The following is a 16,285-nucleotide window of genomic DNA, read 5'->3' on the forward strand; positions in this document are numbered from 1 at the left end:
GCGACGGGTTGGTCAGGAACACCGCGAAGATCAGCGCCAGCGCGGTCAGCGCCTGTTCACCACCGGACAGCAGCGACAGGGTCTGCGGCTTCTTGCCCGGCGGCTTGGCGACGATTTCGAGACCTGCCTCGAGCGGATCGTCGCTCTCGATCAGCTTCAACTCGGCTTCGCCGCCGCCGAACAGTTCGACGAACATGCGCTTGAAGTGGCCGTTGACGATGTCGAACGAGGTCATCAGCCGTTCGCGGGCTTCCTTGTTGAGGCTCTGGATGCCGGTGCGCAGCTTCTTGATGGCTTCGACGAGGTCGTCGCGCTCGGTGGCGAGGCCGTTATGGGTGCCTTCGACTTCGTTGAGCTCTTCCTCGGCGCGCAGGTTGACGGCGCCGAGACGCTCGCGATCGCGGCGCAGCTTTTCCAGATCGGCTTCGATATCGGCGAGCGGCGGCAGCGTGTCGTCCTGGCGGACTTCAGCGAGCGCCGCGACGCCTTCCGGCTCGACTTCGAGCATGTCGCGGATTTCGCGCTCGATGTCTTCCAGGCGGCGCTTGCCGCTTTCCATACGCTCTTCGGCGCGGGCGCAGGCTTCGCGGGCGGCCGACAGGGCTTCCAGCGAACCGCGGGCATCGCGGTCGGTCTCGCGCATGGCATTCTCGGCCGAGGCGAGGGCGTTGGCGGCGAGCTGGCGCGCCTGTTCGGCGCTCTCGACTTCCGAGATCAGCGCGCGGCGCTTCTGCAGATAGAGCGCCGGGGCGTCTTCGAGTTCGGCGCGCTCGCGGGTCACTTCGGCGACGCGCGCGGCGACGGTTTCGATCTGTGAGGCGGCGGAGGTCTTGCGGTTCGTCCAGTCGGTACGCTCGGCGATGATCGCCTGCAGGCGGCGGTCGGCGAGTTCAGCCTCGCGGGCCAGCGCCTGCGCTTCGGCACGCACCTGGGCCGCGCCGCGGCGATGGCCTTCGATCTCGGCGCGCACGGTGGCGAGCTGGGCCTCGGCGTCGGAGCTCTCCGGCAGATATTCCAGCGCGGCATGCGCGCTCTCATGCGCCGCTTCCGCCTCCATGCGATCGTTGGAGAGGCGCGATTGCGCTTCGGTCAGCGTCGCGCGGCGCGCCGCGTGGCGGTTGATCTCGCGCTCGGCATTGGCATGGCGCTCGCGGGCCTGGTCGACGTCGCGGCGGGCATTGCGCAGCGCCTCGCGCGAGGCGCCTTCGGCCGACGCCGCAGCCTTCAGCGCCTGCTCGGCAGCTTCCAGCGCTTCACGTTTGGCAATGGCGTCGATCTTGGCATTTTCCAGATCGGCTTCGATATCGGTCAGGCGTGCGCGCTCGGCAAGACGACGGGCCGCGCCGGTCGGCGCATGCGCGCCGGCGACGAAACCGTCCCAGCGCCAGACGTCGCCTTCCAGCGACACCAGCCGCTGGCCGGTCTGCAGCTGCGAGACAAGGGCCGCGCCCTGATCCTTGGAGACGACGCCGATCTGCTTGAGGCGGCGCGCAAGTTCGGCCGGCGCATTGACGTGCGATGCCAGCGACTCCACGCCTTCCGGCAAAGCCGGGTCGTTGGCGTGCTCGCCGGCATTGGTCCAGCGCATCGGCGCCGAGGGATCGACCGGCGCGTCGAGATCGTCGCCGAGCACGGCGCCCAGCGCCTTTTCATAGCCCTTGGTGACGCTGACGCCGTCGATGATCGGCGGCCACAGATTCTTGGTTTCGCCGTTGAGGATCTTGGAGATAGTGCGGGCTTCGGTCTCGAGCCGCTGCACCTTCTTGTCGGCTTCGTTGAGCGGCGCGCGCGAGGCTTCCAGCGTCTGCCGGGCGGCGATATGGGCGGCCTCGTTGTCGCTGACGGCCATTTCCGCCTGCAGCAGGATTTCCTGCGAAGTCTCCATCAGGGCTGCGAGTTCGTCGAGATCGCCGAAGCCCGATGTCTGCGCCGTCAGCGCCTCGATCTCGGCCTCGACGCTGGCGATTTCCTGGCCGAGGCGCGCGAGGCGATCGGCCTGGCTGCGGACGTTGGACTGCAGCTGGTTGCGCTTGGCGGTCATGTCCGCATGTGCGGTGGTGAGCTCGGTGAAGGTGCGCTCGGCGGCGGCCAGCACGGCCTCGGCTTCCGACACGCGGTCATCGACGCCGCCACGCAGCTCGACGCGCTGCATGATCTCTTCCTTGAGCATCGCGTCTTCTTCTTCGAGACGGAGCAGCGCGAATTCAGCGTCTTCCGACTGCTTCATCTCGCGCGCGACGTCGCTCTCGAACTGGGTGAGGCGACGATCGAGCTCGGCGGCGCGCTCCTTGGCGCGCTCTTCCTCGCGGTCGAGCATGTCGCGGGCGTTGGTCAGGCGCTGCAGGCCGGCAGCGGCGGCGGCTTCGGCCTCGCGCAGGGCAGGAAGTTCAGATGCGCGGATCGCCTGGATGCGCGCGGCTTCGCCCTGTTCGCGGGTGCGCTCGGCGAGATCGCGCACATACTGGTCGTGCAGGGTTGCGGCTTCGGCATTGTCCTGATGCGCCTGCAGCCAGCGCAGGTGGAACAGCATGGCCTCGGCCTTGCGCACCTTGCCGGCGACTTCGCGGTAGCGGATCGCCTGGCGGGCCTGCTTCTTCAGGCCTTCCATCTGGCCCGACAACTGGCCGATCACGTCCTCGACGCGGGTGAGGTTGGTTTCGGCGGCCTTAAGGCGCAGCTCGGCCTCGTGGCGGCGCGCATGCAGGCCGGCGACGCCGGCGGCGTCTTCCAGCACGCGGCGGCGCTGCTCGGGCTTCGCCTGGATGATTTCACCGATCTTGCCCTGGTGGACGAGGGCGGGCGAACGCGCGCCGGTGGCGGCGTCGGCAAACAGGATCTGCACATCGCGGGCGCGCACGTCGCGGCCGTTGATGCGATATTGCGAGCCGGCTTCGCGCTCGATGCGGCGGGAGATTTCGAGAATTTCGGCGTCATTGACCATGGCCGGCGCGGTGCGATCGGTATTGTCGATCGTCATCACCACTTCGGCGTGGTTGCGCGAGGCGCGGTTGCCGGAGCCGGCGAAGATCACGGCGTCCATGTCGGCGGCGCGCAGCGACTTGTGCGAGGTTTCGCCCATCGCCCAGCGCAGCGCTTCCACCAGATTGGACTTGCCGCAGCCATTGGGGCCGACGACGCCGGTCAGACCGGGCTCGATCATGAAGTCGGTCGGTTCGACGAACGACTTGAATCCGTGCAGGCGCAGGCGCGTGAGTTTCATGGATACGGTACTCTGGTTAGCCGAACAGGCCACTTTATCGAAAAAGCCCCGAGAATCGCGAATCCCCCAGCACGAACAATAGCATAAATGCAGCTGCCGCGCGGTGGAGACTCGCTGGTCGCGGCTCTCATTGGCCCGGACAATGGCGAGACGAGGGCAGCCGCGCAACCGCGGAACCCCGCTTTTCCCAAGGGTTTTGCGGGGGATAGGTGAGAGAGCGCGTGAAAAAGGGCTTGTTTTAAGGGGGGATGGGGGAGGAGGGCGCAGCGATTGCTACGGAGAGCTAGCGTGTTCCGCACCTAGCGCCTTGGACTTCGCTTTAGCTTCTCGGCAGGGCTCCAAACAAGCCAAGCAAATGGTACTGGCGCTTGAATGATTATTTATGGTTGTTAACAATCGATCTCGGTCGTGAGACATGTCTCTTCAACATGGCAGGCCCCTCTGCGCGAAAGCGTACGGGTCGGTCTTCTTTTTTGTAGGTCCGCCTGACGGCCTACAAGCCTTACCTCACCGTAAAGGATCAGCTCGCGCGCATCTACGGTTTGGCGTGTCTGTGTGCACATTTGTTGAGGTCGATCAATCCGAACTCAACATGGTTGTCGCGCTTGAAGTCGATCGTATCTGACTTCCCTAATTCGACGGTCGTCAACCTGAAGTCGGCAGGTTTCCAGCAGATTGGGATAAGATAAATTTGTGGTCCTGATCGGCGATCCGGCCGCGTCTTATTCTGCCGGCGGTCAAGGGCGTGGCCGTCTTTAGCTCGCAGGCGCGCGAGCGGCGCCTTGCGCCGTGGCCTCACAAGTCCCGCGCATATCCATCAGGACGCCGCTGCTGCGGCGCGCCGAGCACGGCGATGCAGAGGCCGAGAAATGCCAGGCCGATGATCTCGCAGATGAAATTTTCAAACATCATGCACCTCTTAAAGATGTATCGAGAATGCGGAGATGGCGCTTAAGCGTTCCTTAACGCGCGTTTACGCTTCGGTCATGTGTGGAAACACAGTTAATCCGCAGGCGCGTCATCCGTTAATATCCGGCGGGCGCGTAAGCGCGGCTGTCGCCAGGCAGCTATCGTCGAGCAGCCATCGCTGGACTGCTATCGCAGGGTGTCAGCGGGCGCGGGCCTGGGCGCTGCGCGGCATCGGGATTTCGGCCATCAACGCGGCTTCGCCTTCGGGCGTGATGCAATAGCGCGTGGGCGAGCCGGCCTGCGGCGCGATCCAGGTCTTTTCGACCATCTTGGACAGGGTCTTCGGCCCGGCAGGCATCAGATGCAGCGCAGACGCCATTGGCGCCGCGAGACTACGAGCGCGTGGCTGTTTGAAGCGAAGAACAGAGAACACGACGGCGCGGCAGCGCGCTAATGCGACGCGCTGGCGGAGAACGCGTTGACGATGACCACGCCGGTCAGGATGAAGCCGATGCCGATAATGGCGGCGAGATCGAGCGCCTGCCGGAACGCGAAATAGCTCACCGCCGAAATTAGCACGATGCCGAGCCCGCTCCAGATCGCATAGGCGATCCCGACCGGCATCGCCTTCAGCGCATGGGACAGAAAATAAAACGACAGGATGTAGCAGACGGCCATGCCGAGGCTCGGCCAGAGCTTCGTGAACTGCTGCGACTGCGCCAGCAGCGCGGTGCCGATGGTCTCCAGCACGATGGCGCAGCCAAGGGCGGCGTAGTTGAGAAGAGACGCGGTCATCAAAGGGCTCGGGCGGAACCCCTCCCCGCGCAAAAACGGGGGAGGGACAAGAAGGCCTCAGCTTTTCAGCAGCGGGGTGATCTTCTTGGAGAATTCCTCGAACGACTGCTCGCCCTTCAGCATTTCGCCATTGATGAAGAAGGTCGGCGTCGAGTTCACCTTCAGCACCTCGTTGGCGTATTTCTGGTCGGCGGCGATCTTGTCGAGCAGCGCCTGGTCTTTCAGGCATTCTTCCACGGCCTGCTGGCTGAGGCCGGCCTGTTTGCCGATGCGGGTCAGGGTCGCAGCGGTGTCCTTCATCACCCAGTCGTTCTGCTGCTTGAACAGCATGTCGACAACGGCGAAGTATTTGCCGGAGTCGTCCTTGGCGATGCAGCGCGCCAGCATCGAGCCGGCGGCGGCCTTGATGTCGAGGGGGAATTCACGGAACACGAAGCGGATCTTGCCGGTGTCGATGAAGGCTTCCTTGATCTTCGGAAACACCTGCTCGGTGAAGGCCGCGCAATGCGGGCAGGTCATCGAGGCATATTCGGTGACGGTGACTGCGGCGTCCTTCGGGCCGAGCACCATGTCGGGTAGCGACACCGGCTTGGCGACGTCGGTCGCGTTCTGCGCAAAGGCCTCGGAGATCAGTTGCAGCGGCGACAGGCCGATCGCTGCGGCGGCGCCGGTGAGGGCAAGGGCGGCGGTGAAGTCACGGCGCGTGATGATCAAAGGAATGCTCCAAAGCGGCGGCAGGACGCCGGGAAAAGGTTCGCTTCGCTAACTTGAAACCACAAATGTGGCAAGCACGCGCCGGTTCCGGCGGGGCCCGAAAGCCTCAACTTCGCTTGATCGATGCACCGAGCCGCGCCAGCGCCTCGCGCAAGGCCTCGTCCTCGACCTCGGGCAGCGTCTCCGCGACCTCGGCGATGGCCTTGGCATCCGGCGGCTTCACGGTGCGGCGCGGCTGCGGCCGTGACAGCGGTGCCTGGCGCAGCGCGATCTTGCCGACCGCATTCCAGCCGAAAAAGCGGTTCACCCGCTGCAGGATCGCATCCGACGAATGCTGGATCTCCAGCGCCATCGGGCCCTCAACGCGCAGGATGAGCGTCGCCGGCTCCTGCGGCTGGCCTTCCACAGGGCGCGGCCACTGGATCTTCAACGGCTCGGAGAAATTCGCCACCTGCTGGCCGGCAATTTCCGCCCAGCGTGTCACCAGTTCGCGCGAGGCAAAGCCCTGTTTGGCATAGGCATCGGCAAACACCCCGCCGAGCAGGACGGAAAGCGGCTTGGCGGAGATCGGGCCGGGCTTGTTCATGAACGGGGCTTTTGGATACATGTCGGCATGAGTCTATCAGCCGCCGCCACCAGACGAAAGAAACTCCCTGCGCGGGATAGCGGGGAAAGCGCTGCCGCAAAGCGTCCGGCCCAATTGCTTGCCTGGTATGACAAACATCGCCGCCGCTTGCCGTGGCGGCCTTTGCCCGGCGAGGGCATCGACCCCTATCGGGTCTGGTTGTCCGAAATCATGCTGCAGCAGACCACGGTGCAAGCTGTCGGGCCGTATTTCGCCAAGTTCCTGGCGCGGTGGCCGACGGTGAGCGATCTCGGCAGCGCCTCGCAGGACGATGTGCTGCGGATGTGGGCCGGGCTCGGCTATTACTCCCGCGCGCGCAATCTCCATGCCTGTGCCGTCACCGTGCTGCGCGACAATGGCGGTGTCTTTCCGGATACAGAAGAGGGCCTGCGCGCGCTACCGGGCATCGGGCCATATACGGCATCGGCCATCGCCGCGATCGCCTTCGGCCGCCAGTGCATGCCGGTGGACGGCAATATCGAGCGCGTGACGTCGCGGCTCTATGCGGTGGAAGAACCGCTGCCGAAATCCAAGCCGGTGATCGTGGGGCTGGCCGCAACATTGCTTGGTCCGACGCGGGCAGGCGACAGCGCCCAGGCGCTGATGGATCTCGGCTCCACCATCTGCACGCCAAAGAAGCCGGCCTGTGCGCTGTGCCCGATCAACGACGATTGCGCGGCAAAGACCCGCGGCGATCAGGAGACGTTTCCGCGAAAGATGCCGAAGAAGGCCGGCACCTTGCGCAAGGGGGCAGCTTTCGTGGTCACCCGCGGCAACGAGTTGCTGGTGCGCACCCGCCCGGAAAAGGGCTTGCTGGGCAACATGACCGAAGTGCCGTCATCGGAATGGCTCGCCGGTCATGACGACAAGGATGCCTTGAAGCAGGCACCGACTTTGAAAAATCTGACGGCGTGGCATCGCAAAGTGGGCGCGGTTACCCATATCTTCACGCACTTCCCGCTGGAGCTCACCGTCTATACGGCGCATGTGCCGCCCCGCACCCGCCCCCCGGAGGGGATGCGCTGGGTTCCGATCGCAACACTGGATGACGAAGCTCTGCCGAACGTCATGCGCAAGGTCATTGCGCATGGGCTCGATTGATCACGCGACGCGAATGCTGCGATCCTCGCTTGCGGGCATGAAGAAGCAGCGATTGCGGCCTGTGTTCTTCGCGACATAGAGACCCTGATCGGCGCGCTCGATCATGTCCTGCACGTCGCGGTCGCTGTCGGCGATCAATGCGATGCCGATCGAGACAGTGGCAGAAATCCGGATATCGCCTTCGCCGATGATCGCAAGCTCGATGGCATTGCGGATGCGATTGGCCAGCATCTGAGCGGTCAGTTCATCGGCCTCACGCAGCAGGACCACAAATTCCTCACCGCCAAAACGCGCGGCGCGGTCGGTGCTCTTGATATTGCCCGAAATGACTCCGGCAATGCGCTTGATCGCGATGTCTCCGATGTGGTGGCCGTGATTGTCGTTGATCTTCTTGAAGTGATCGATGTCGATCATCAACGTGGCGATGCTGCGCTTGTAGCGATGCGCGAATTCCATGGCATCGTCGGCAGCGGCGAGAAACGCGCGACGGTTCATCAGGTCGGTCAGATAGTCGGTCTCGGCAAGCCGGCGCAGTTTGGTGAGGTCATCCTTGAACTGCATGGCATTCTCGGTGGCGCGCAACTCGGCTTCCTTGGTGCGCTCCTCGGCGAAACCGATGCGGCGCAGCAGCGAGCGCAAGGCGCGCGTCAACTGCACGACTTCCAGCGAACCGTTCTGGCGCGGCAGCATGGTCGGGCCTGATGCGCGGCCGATGCGATCGGCTTCCAGCGTGATGGCGCGGATCGGACGCGAGATCTGCCGCGCGATGAAGAACGCCATGATGACGCCGACGAGGCCCGCGATCGCGCCGATGATCAGGATGGTCTTGGCCGAATGGACAGCCGCGGCGAGTGCAACGTCGCTGGGCTGGCTCGCGGTGACGACCCAGTTCAGACCCTCATAGTCGCGATGGCCTCGGCTGACATAGTAGGCTGTGAGAAGAATCTTGTCGGCCGGCTTCTCGGTGAAGGCGCCGGTGCGTGTGCGCAGGATGTCGTCGAGGCGATCGCCCGCATATTTGGTGGTGGTCATGCCTGGCCCGACGAGAACCGTTCCGGTGCGTGACAGGACCGTCAGCGTTGTGTCGGTGTCGCCGTCATTGGCTTCTGCGCTGGCGATCAGGTTGCGCGCCCATTGCCAGTCGAGATGCGCGCCGAGCACGCCAAGCAGGTTGCCATCGTGGTCGCGCACGGGGAGGGCGATGTCGATGAAACGGTGCGGCTCGCCATCGGCGCGCTTCGCCAGCAGCGATGACAACAATGCGGCCTCATGCACGTCGCCGACGATGGGATCGTGAAGTCCGGTCTTGAACCATGGCCGCTGAGCGACCGATGCACCTTCCAGCAAGCCGCCTGTCGATGCGACGACGGTGCCGTCAGGCTTGGCGAAGCCGATCCAGGCGAAATCGCTGAACGAGCTCTGCAACTGTTCGAGTGCCTTGCGCAGCGAAGCGCGATCGCCCTGCCAGAGCGGTCGCATCGGCTCGAGCTTCGAGAACAGGTGAACTTCCTGCTGGCGGAGCGCCATGTAACGATCGAGCCGTTCGGCCGTGGTCGATGCGACGCTGGCCAGCGCCGTGTTCACCAGTTCTGCGGTGTTGCGATAGCTGACGAATGCCGCGCCAGTTGCGAGCGCGCCGACGAGCGCGATGACCATGGCCGCAACGGCAGCGGTAATCTGCGTGCGAACAGAGAGACCGTCCCTGAGGGTCTGCAATCGGTCGGCCAGCTTCTGGAACAGGTTGCGCATCAAAAAGGCTCAGGGTTTCTTCGGCCTTCCTGCCACGCTGCGATTGCCAATTCCTGACGGGAGGAGCCTCCGTTAGTTTCATGTTGAATCACGGGTGAATCCGCAAGGTCGAATGCCCGTAAAGGCGCAGGTTCCATCAGCCAGCGCTTGGGTATAGCGATGGTTCCGGCATTGTCACGATCGGCGGTTTCGCATTCAGGCCCTCAACCTGAAACCCGGCGACGCGCTTGTAATTGGCGGCGATGTCTTCGAGCTCTTGCTGCGACAGCACGTCGGTGACGACGTCGAAGCCCGCGGGCGCGCGCTCCTCGACGATCTGCATGACCTGTTCCGGTCCGTTGCGGCGGTTCAGCATCACGAGGTCGGTGGTCGCGGGGCGTCGTTCGGCCTCATAGGCTTCGAGCGCAGCCGGCACTTCGCCGAGTGCAAGAATCTCGCGGGTCAGCACGCGGGCGTCGAGAATGGCTTGCGACGCGCCGTTGGAGCCGATCGGATACATCGGATGCGCGGCGTCGCCCATCAGCGTGACGCGGCCGAAGGTCCAGCGATCGACCGGATCGCGGTCCACCAGCGGATATTCATAGGCGTGCGGGCAATTGCTGATCAGGCCCGGCACGTCGAGCCAGTCGAATCTCCAGTCCTTGAACCAGGGCAGAAACTCGTCGAGCCGCGCCGCGCGATTGTAGTCTTCGCGACGCCACTCATAGGTCGGCGGCATGTGTCGTTCGGCCACCCAGTTGATGTCATATTTTCCGTTGGCGTCGGGTGCCTGCGAGATCGGGTAACAGACGAATTTCAGGATCTCATGGCCGGCCATGATCATGGTGCGGCCGGTCAGGAACGCATCGCTCCGGGTGATGCCACGCCAAAGGATGCGGCCATTCCAGAGCGGCGCGCCTTCTTGCGGATAGAGCTTCTGCCGGATCGCCGAATGGATGCCATCGGCGGCAATCAACAATGTGCCTTCATAGCTGCCGGCGGATTTGCCGGTGGCCTTGTCGATGAAGTCGGCGCGGATGCCGTCCGGCGTTTCCGTCCAGCCGGTCAAATGATGGCTGGTGAGGATATTTTCGGCGCCAAGCCGCGCGATAGCGGTGTCGAGCAGGATCTGTTGCAGCGTGCCGCGGTGGATCGAGAATTGCGGCCATTTGTAGCCGGCCTCGATGCCGCGCGGCTCACTCCAGATCGGCTTGCCGTGTTTGGAGAAGAAGGCGAGCTCGCGGGTGCGTACGCCCGATGCGTCAAGCTGGTCGTGCAGGCCGAGCTCGATAAGCTCGCGCACCGCATGGGGCAGCACATTGATGCCGACGCCGAGCGGCCTGAGCGCCGGCACGCTTTCGAACACGCGGCATGGCACGCCGATCTGGTGCAGGCTGAGCGCAAGCGTCAGTCCGCCAATTCCGCCGCCTGCAATGAGAACGGTCATTTTTGTCGCCTCCCCCTCGATTTGATCGAGGTCATGGCACGGGAGAGGCGATGGCGGCAACTGGGACGATCGCCACGGAGAATGTCGCCCGGATCGTCCGCCGGCGGCGAATTCATGGTGGACGGAACCTTAACGCAAAATTCAGCCGCGTTCCCTAATACCGGTGACACTACTTTTGGGTGAATCCGTCACCGACAGGTCAATGATGTCCAACCAGATTAAGCCGAGCGGCCGCGAGACCTTCTTTCCGGCATCGGAGCTCATCGTATCCAAGACGGATCTCAAGGGTCGCATGACCTATGTGAACCGTCTGTTCTGCAAGATGGCCGGTTACGAAGAGGCCGACCTGCTCGGCCAGCCGCACAACCTCATTCGTCATCCCGATATGCCGCGCAGCGTTTTCAAGCTGCTCTGGGACACGGTCGAGGAACGCCGCGAGATTTTCGCTTTTGTGAAAAACATGGCGAGCAATGGCGATCACTACTGGGTCTTCGCCCATGTCACGCCGTCCTACGGCCTCGACGGCAAGGTCGCCGGCTATCATTCCAACCGCCGTGTGCCGCCGCCGGATCTCATCAAGAAGACGATCGCACCGCTCTATGCCGATGTATTGGCGATCGAGAAGCGACACGTGAACGGCAAGGAATCCCTTGCCGCCGGCTACAAGGCCCTTACCGATTTCGTTGCATCCCAGAAGGTCAGCTATGACGAACTTATGTTTTCTCTCAAGAGCGCAGCTTAGCACGCTCGTCGTCATCGCCGGCTCTGCGCTTGCTTTGCTGCTTCAATTCTTCGGCCTTCCGGTCGCGGCGATGATCTGTCAGGCCATCGTGATCGCGGCGGCCGTTGTCGCGCTTGTCCTGATGGGCAAGACGGCGCGTCTGATCGAGAAGGCGCGCATCGCCTGCCAGCGCATTGCGCAGGGCGACTTCGAGGCCCGTATCCTTGGAATCCCGGTGCGCGGCGTTACCGGCGAACTGCTGCACAGCGTCAATGACATGATCGACGGCTGCGATGCCTTCGTGCGCGAATCCACCGCGGCGATAGCGGCGCTCAACGACAACAAGTATTACCGGCGCATCCTGCCGGGCGGATTGCATGGCGGCCTGCTGCACGGCGCGAAGGCGATGAATGCGGCGACCGACAACATCGCCGACCGCATCCGGAATTTCGAGCGCCAGACCAGCCAGCTCGAATCCACCGTGGGCGGCATCGTGTCGGCACTCGATAGCGGTGCGGTCGAGATGAGCAGCACGGCAGGCAATCTGCGGACCGGCGCGTCCTCGACATTGACCCGCGTCACGTCGGTGGCGGCGGCATCCGAACAGGCCTCTGCCAACATGCAATCGGTGGCTTCGGCCACGGCGCGACTGTCGTCAAATGCCAGCGAAGTCGGCGCCGACGTCAATCGCTCGGCCGCGATTGCCGGTCGGGCCGTCGAACGCGTCGCCGATGCAGCCAGCAATGTCGACGTGCTTCGCGCTGTCGCCGTACGCATCAGTGAAGTCGTGACCTCGATCAACGTGATCGCCAGCCAGACCAACCTGCTGGCGCTGAACGCAACGATCGAAGCGGCCCGCGCTGGCGATGCCGGCCGCGGCTTTGCCGTGGTCGCGCATGAAGTGAAGGCGCTGGCGACCCAGACCGCCAACTTCACCGCCGAGATCGAAAAGGAAATCGGCCAGGTTCAGTCGGCGACCGACAAGGTCTCCTCATCGATCACCGAGATCGGCACCGTGATTGCGGAAGTGAACGAGATCACCGGCAAGGTCGCGAGTGCTTCGGAAGCGCAATCGGCAGCAACGGCCGACATCGCGCGCAATATTGACGAGGCCTTCGCCGTCGTCCGCGAGATCTCGACCAACATCCAGCAGCTGGCAACCACCGCCAGGGACACCGAGCAGCTCGCCACATCGACCATGGTGGCATCGGGCGATCTGTCGTCGCAGTCGGGATTGCTGACCAAGGAAATCCGCAGCTATCTCGGCGACGCTCGGCAAAATCTGGTGCGCCAGGCCGCCGCGAGCTAATCGCTTCCTTGCGCCCCTTTTGATCCGGAATTGGCGCCCTTGCGGCGCCAGTTTCCTTTGAGGTGAAGAGTGCGCCTGTCAGGCGCTGATATCCGTGAAGAAACCGCTGGCGCTGCCGCCGTTCTCGGTCTTCTTGTTCACGGCCTCCTTGATCTTGTCGGCAATCTTCTGCTCGACCTCCCGCCGTTGGTCCGGCGACATGTTCTTCAATTCTTCTTCCGTCACACCGATGCTCGACAGCAGCGCGTCGCGCATCTTTTCCGCTGGCGTCTTCTTCGCGTAGTCGAGAAATTTCTCTTCCGGCGATTGTGCTGGCCCTTGTGCCTTGCCGAGGCCGCCCTCGGCCTTGTCGGATGGCTGCAGTCTGCTCGGAAGCGTGAAGGACTGCATGCTGGAGATGATGGAGTTCGACATCTGAATTTCTCTTGCTGCAAGATGGTTGCGATCGACTACGCAAAAATCGGGCCATCAGAAATATTCTGACATCATAGGCACTTGGGCATTTGGCGTTGCGGCGCGGCGTTGCCTCCCGGCAAGCTTTGCCGGCAAATCTGACCGGCGAGCGCAGCGTCAGGCCGTGCGGCGCTTTTGCGGGTCGAGCTCGCGGCCGGTCTCCAGCATGATTTTGCGGAGCCAGATCGATCCGGAATCGAATTGCGCGCGTGTCGGCGTGAACATGAACTGTTCGTCGTTGCCGGGATCGAATGGCGGCGCAATTGTCGTGAGCGAGAGCGGCTGCGCCAGTGCGGCAATCAGGCGCCGTGGCACAAAGGCCACGAGATCGGTCCGTGCCGCGACATGGAGCGCCTCGATATAGCTCGGCACGACGAGGGCGATCTGTCGCTCCAGTCCCTTGCTGCGCAGCCAGTCGTCGATGAGGTCTTCGCTCTGGCCCCGGAGCACCACGGCGATATGGCGGGCTTTGAGAAAGCCCTCGGTCGTCTTCAGGCGCGATGCCGCCGGATGGCCCTTGCGGACGGCGAGGGCGTCGGAATCGACATAGAGCAACTGGCGATGGAAACCCTTGAAGGCGTTGCCGATGCTGATCACCATATCGAGGCTGCGGGCGAATTCCGCCGTCATGATCGCCGGACCGCGCCATGGCACGACATTGATCCGGACGCCTGGCGCAATGTTGTCGAGCTTCTTCATCAGCGGCGGCATCAGCAGTTCGACGGCGAGATCCGGCATCATCAGCTGAAAATGCCGGTCGCTCTGACCGGCATCGAAGACATCCGGGATGAACAGTGCGCGCACCTGCTCGAGTGTCTGGGAAAGCGGGCCGCGCAGCGCCTGCGCACGCGGCGTTAGCTCCATGCGGGCGCCGACACGGACCAGGAGCGGATCGCCGAGAATGTCGCGGAGCCGGCGCAATGCATGACTCGTCGCCGGTTGCGACAGGCCGATCCGCATCGCGGCGCGGCCGACATTGCTCTCGCGCAGCAATGCATCGAGCGCGACGAGCAGGTTCAGGTCGAGCGCAGCCAAATTCATGGAACGAATATATATCATATAGACTATCGATTGGAAGAATGGGCATTTTCCAACCCATACTGCGCCATCGTTCAAGCGATGGAGCAGAACAATGAGCACCGCAGACAACAAGAAACTTATCCAGCAGGTCTATAGCGATTCAGCCAACCGCAGCGGCACGACCTTCGCCGATCATCTCGCCGATGACGCGTGCTGGATCGTCGTCGGTCAATATTCCTGGGGGCGTATGTTCAAGGGGAAGGATGCGATTCTGAACGGCCTGATGGGGCATTTCAGATCGCTCTTCGACATTCGACCGCGCGCGGTCGCTTCAAACTTCATTGCGGAAGGCAATCTGGTGGTTGTCGAGGCGAAGGGCGACAACGTCACCAAGGCCGGCGATCGTTACGATAACGACTACTGCATGGTGTGGCGTGTCGAGAACGGCAAGATCACCATGATCAAGGAGTATTGTGACACGGCATTGGTCGAGCGCGTGCTGGGGCCGTTTCCCGACGAAATGGCACGCGTGCCTGCCTGACACAAAAAATGCCGGGCGCAGTGTTGCGCCCGGCATTCGTCGAATGGCTCGTGCTCAGGCGACCTTGGTCGCCAGATGCTTGAACATGGCGGCGCGGGCCTCGTCGTCCATCTCGGCCTTGAACTTGAACGTGTCCTTCAGCGCGACAGCCTTCGCCGCGGCGGGGCGCGCCGAGATCTCGTCATGGAGGCGTTTCACGTTCGGGAATTGGGCAAAAGCTTCGTCGCCCAGGATGAAATTGGTCATCCTCACCCAGCCCCATACATCCATATCGACGATCGTATAGGTGTCGCCGACCATATATTGACGTCCGGCGAGGCGCTCGTCGAGCACGCCGAGATGGCGCCTAGCCTCGAATTGATAACGGTTATGCGCGTAATCGATCTTCTCCGGCGCGAAATGCTTGAAGTGCACGGCCTGGCCAAAGAACGGACCGACGCCGGTAGCGACAAACATCAGCCAGGACAGGAGTTCGCCGCGCTGCGCGGCCGGCGGCAGAAACTTGCCGGTCTTCTCGGCGAGATAGAGCAGGATTGCGTTGCTGTCGAAGACCTTGGCGCCGTCATCGTCGATCGCCGGCACCTTGCCGTTTGGATTGACCTTGAGGAACTCCTGATTGAACTGTGCGCCGGTGCGGGTGTCGACGGGGATGGGCTCATAGGCGAGGCCAGCTTCTTCCAGAAACAGCGCGACCTTGGTCGGGTTCGGCGACCCGTTGAAGTAAAATTTCAGCATCTCAAATCTCCCTGGATTTTATACGTCAAAGCGCGAGGCGTGGGCCGCCAATGCGGACCATCGTCTCGTGCTTGGAATTCAGGGGGAGTGCAAGCGATGTTTTGGTGAAGGCCGGGCATGCGTCCGGCCGACCGAATGAGCGGGGTCTATCCCGCGCCCATCTCGCTGCGGATTTCGGCGCGCAATTCGTCGATCAGGCGCAGGCCCTTCTTGGTCTCGACGTGCCAGAACGTCCAGCCATTGCAGGAGGCCGAGCCCTGGGCCATCGCGCCCATGCGATGGATCGAGCCGACCTTGTCGCCGAACATGATGGCGCCGTCGGCGCGCACCAGCGCGCCATGACGTTTCTTGAGATCGACCAGCTTGGTGCCGGGCGAGATCATGCCGCGCTCGACCAGTTCGGAGAACGCCACGCGGGGGGCGCTGCGTGCGGTCATGAACGGGGCCAACGTGGCTTCCGGCAGCGGCTCGATTGCGGCGATACGGGCTTCGGCAGCAGCGGCGTAGTCACGGTCGCGCTCGAAGCCGATGTAATTGCGGCCGAGGCGCTTGGCGACGGCGCCGGTGGTGCCGGTACCGTTGAACGGATCGATCACGAGGTCGCCGGGCTTTGACGATGACAGCAGCACGCGGGCCAGCAGGCCTTCCGGCTTCTGGGTTGGGTGAACCTTCTTGCCGTCCGAGCCCTTCAGGCGTTCGTCGCCGGTGCAGAGCGGGATCAGCCAGTCGGAACGCGCCTGCACGTCTTCATTGGCGGCCTTGAGGGCTTCGTAATTGAACGTGTAGCCCTTGGCGTTTTCATCGCGCGCAGCCCAGATCATGGTCTCATGCGCATTGGTGAAACGACGGCCACGGAAATTCGGCATCGGGTTGGATTTGCGCCACACGATATCGTTGAGGACCCAGAAGCCGAGGTCCTGCATGATCGCGCCGACGCGGAAGATGTTGTGATAGGAGCCGATCACCC

The 16,285-nt window shown here is 63.2% G+C and carries 15 protein-coding genes; 4 read left to right on the forward strand and 11 right to left on the reverse strand.

Translation table 11 applies throughout. The features are described 5' to 3' along the window. From smc to ACEK02_RS05120, 5 genes are all read right to left on the reverse strand, one after another. On the reverse strand, positions 1 to 3,220 hold a 3,220-nt coding region (gene smc / locus ACEK02_RS05100; RefSeq protein WP_371420713.1), incomplete at its 3' end, for a chromosome segregation protein SMC. 1,108 nt (positions 3,221 to 4,328) lie between these two features. After that, positions 4,329 to 4,508 carry a hypothetical protein gene (locus ACEK02_RS05105; protein WP_371420714.1) on the reverse strand — a complete coding sequence of 60 codons (180 nt, stop codon included), beginning with the start codon at positions 4,506 to 4,508 and terminating at the stop codon, positions 4,329 to 4,331. A gap of 71 nt (positions 4,509 to 4,579) precedes the next feature. After that, positions 4,580 to 4,924, reverse strand: a complete 345-nt coding sequence (locus ACEK02_RS05110; protein ID WP_371420715.1) for a multidrug efflux SMR transporter — start codon at positions 4,922 to 4,924, stop codon at positions 4,580 to 4,582. A gap of 57 nt (positions 4,925 to 4,981) precedes the next feature. Then, entirely contained in the window at positions 4,982 to 5,638 is a 657-nt protein-coding gene (locus ACEK02_RS05115) for a DsbA family protein (RefSeq protein ID WP_371420716.1), read from the reverse strand. Between the two features lie 106 nt (positions 5,639 to 5,744). Continuing rightward, the gene (locus tag ACEK02_RS05120) at positions 5,745 to 6,224 is read right to left on the reverse strand and encodes a DUF721 domain-containing protein (RefSeq protein WP_371420717.1); all 480 of its coding nucleotides are present in this window, start codon (positions 6,222 to 6,224) and stop codon (positions 5,745 to 5,747) included. A 27-nt stretch (positions 6,225 to 6,251) separates the two neighbouring features. Between ACEK02_RS05120 and mutY the strand changes: the two genes are divergently transcribed. Next, positions 6,252 to 7,364, forward strand: a complete 1,113-nt coding sequence (gene mutY, locus ACEK02_RS05125) for an A/G-specific adenine glycosylase (protein ID WP_371420718.1) — start codon at positions 6,252 to 6,254, stop codon at positions 7,362 to 7,364. Here mutY and ACEK02_RS05130 read toward each other — a convergent pair whose 3' ends face one another. After that, positions 7,365 to 9,113 (reverse strand): diguanylate cyclase, encoded by a 1,749-nt coding sequence (locus tag ACEK02_RS05130; protein WP_371420719.1) that lies wholly within the window; start codon positions 9,111 to 9,113, stop codon positions 7,365 to 7,367. A gap of 136 nt (positions 9,114 to 9,249) precedes the next feature. After that, positions 9,250 to 10,539, reverse strand: coding sequence for a flavin-dependent oxidoreductase (locus ACEK02_RS05135; protein ID WP_371420720.1), 1,290 nt, complete (start codon positions 10,537 to 10,539; stop codon positions 9,250 to 9,252). Between the two features lie 205 nt (positions 10,540 to 10,744). Between ACEK02_RS05135 and ACEK02_RS05140 the strand changes: the two genes are divergently transcribed. Beyond that, complete coding sequence (locus ACEK02_RS05140; RefSeq protein ID WP_371420721.1) at positions 10,745 to 11,281, forward strand: PAS domain-containing protein; 537 nt, start codon at positions 10,745 to 10,747, stop codon at positions 11,279 to 11,281. After that, complete coding sequence (locus tag ACEK02_RS05145; RefSeq protein WP_371420722.1) at positions 11,244 to 12,569, forward strand: methyl-accepting chemotaxis protein; 1,326 nt, start codon at positions 11,244 to 11,246, stop codon at positions 12,567 to 12,569. Before ACEK02_RS05140 ends, ACEK02_RS05145 begins: the two co-directional genes overlap by 38 nt. Before the next feature lie 78 nt (positions 12,570 to 12,647). On the opposite strand, the gene ACEK02_RS05150 is transcribed toward ACEK02_RS05145, so the two are convergent. Both ACEK02_RS05150 and ACEK02_RS05155 read right to left on the reverse strand, forming a co-directional pair. Next, positions 12,648 to 12,983, reverse strand: coding sequence for a hypothetical protein (locus tag ACEK02_RS05150; protein WP_371420723.1), 336 nt, complete (start codon positions 12,981 to 12,983; stop codon positions 12,648 to 12,650). Positions 12,984 to 13,139: 156 nt separating this feature from the next. Beyond that, complete coding sequence (locus ACEK02_RS05155; protein WP_371420727.1) at positions 13,140 to 14,063, reverse strand: LysR family transcriptional regulator; 924 nt, start codon at positions 14,061 to 14,063, stop codon at positions 13,140 to 13,142. Between the two features lie 91 nt (positions 14,064 to 14,154). On the opposite strand from ACEK02_RS05155, the gene ACEK02_RS05160 reads away from it, so the two are divergent. Then, positions 14,155 to 14,583 (forward strand): nuclear transport factor 2 family protein, encoded by a 429-nt coding sequence (locus tag ACEK02_RS05160; protein ID WP_371420724.1) that lies wholly within the window; start codon positions 14,155 to 14,157, stop codon positions 14,581 to 14,583. Between the two features lie 54 nt (positions 14,584 to 14,637). Here the strand turns inward: ACEK02_RS05160 and ACEK02_RS05165 are convergent, their stop codons facing one another. Together ACEK02_RS05165 and ACEK02_RS05170 are read right to left on the reverse strand one after the other, a co-directional pair. Next, positions 14,638 to 15,318 (reverse strand): glutathione S-transferase family protein, encoded by a 681-nt coding sequence (locus ACEK02_RS05165; RefSeq protein ID WP_371420725.1) that lies wholly within the window; start codon positions 15,316 to 15,318, stop codon positions 14,638 to 14,640. 146 nt (positions 15,319 to 15,464) lie between these two features. After that, positions 15,465 to 16,285 (reverse strand): site-specific DNA-methyltransferase (locus tag ACEK02_RS05170; RefSeq protein WP_371420726.1); only part of this gene is annotated, 821 nt, incomplete at its 5' end.

Source organism: Tardiphaga sp. (assembly GCF_041424195.1).
GTDB lineage: Bacteria > Pseudomonadota > Alphaproteobacteria > Rhizobiales > Xanthobacteraceae > Tardiphaga.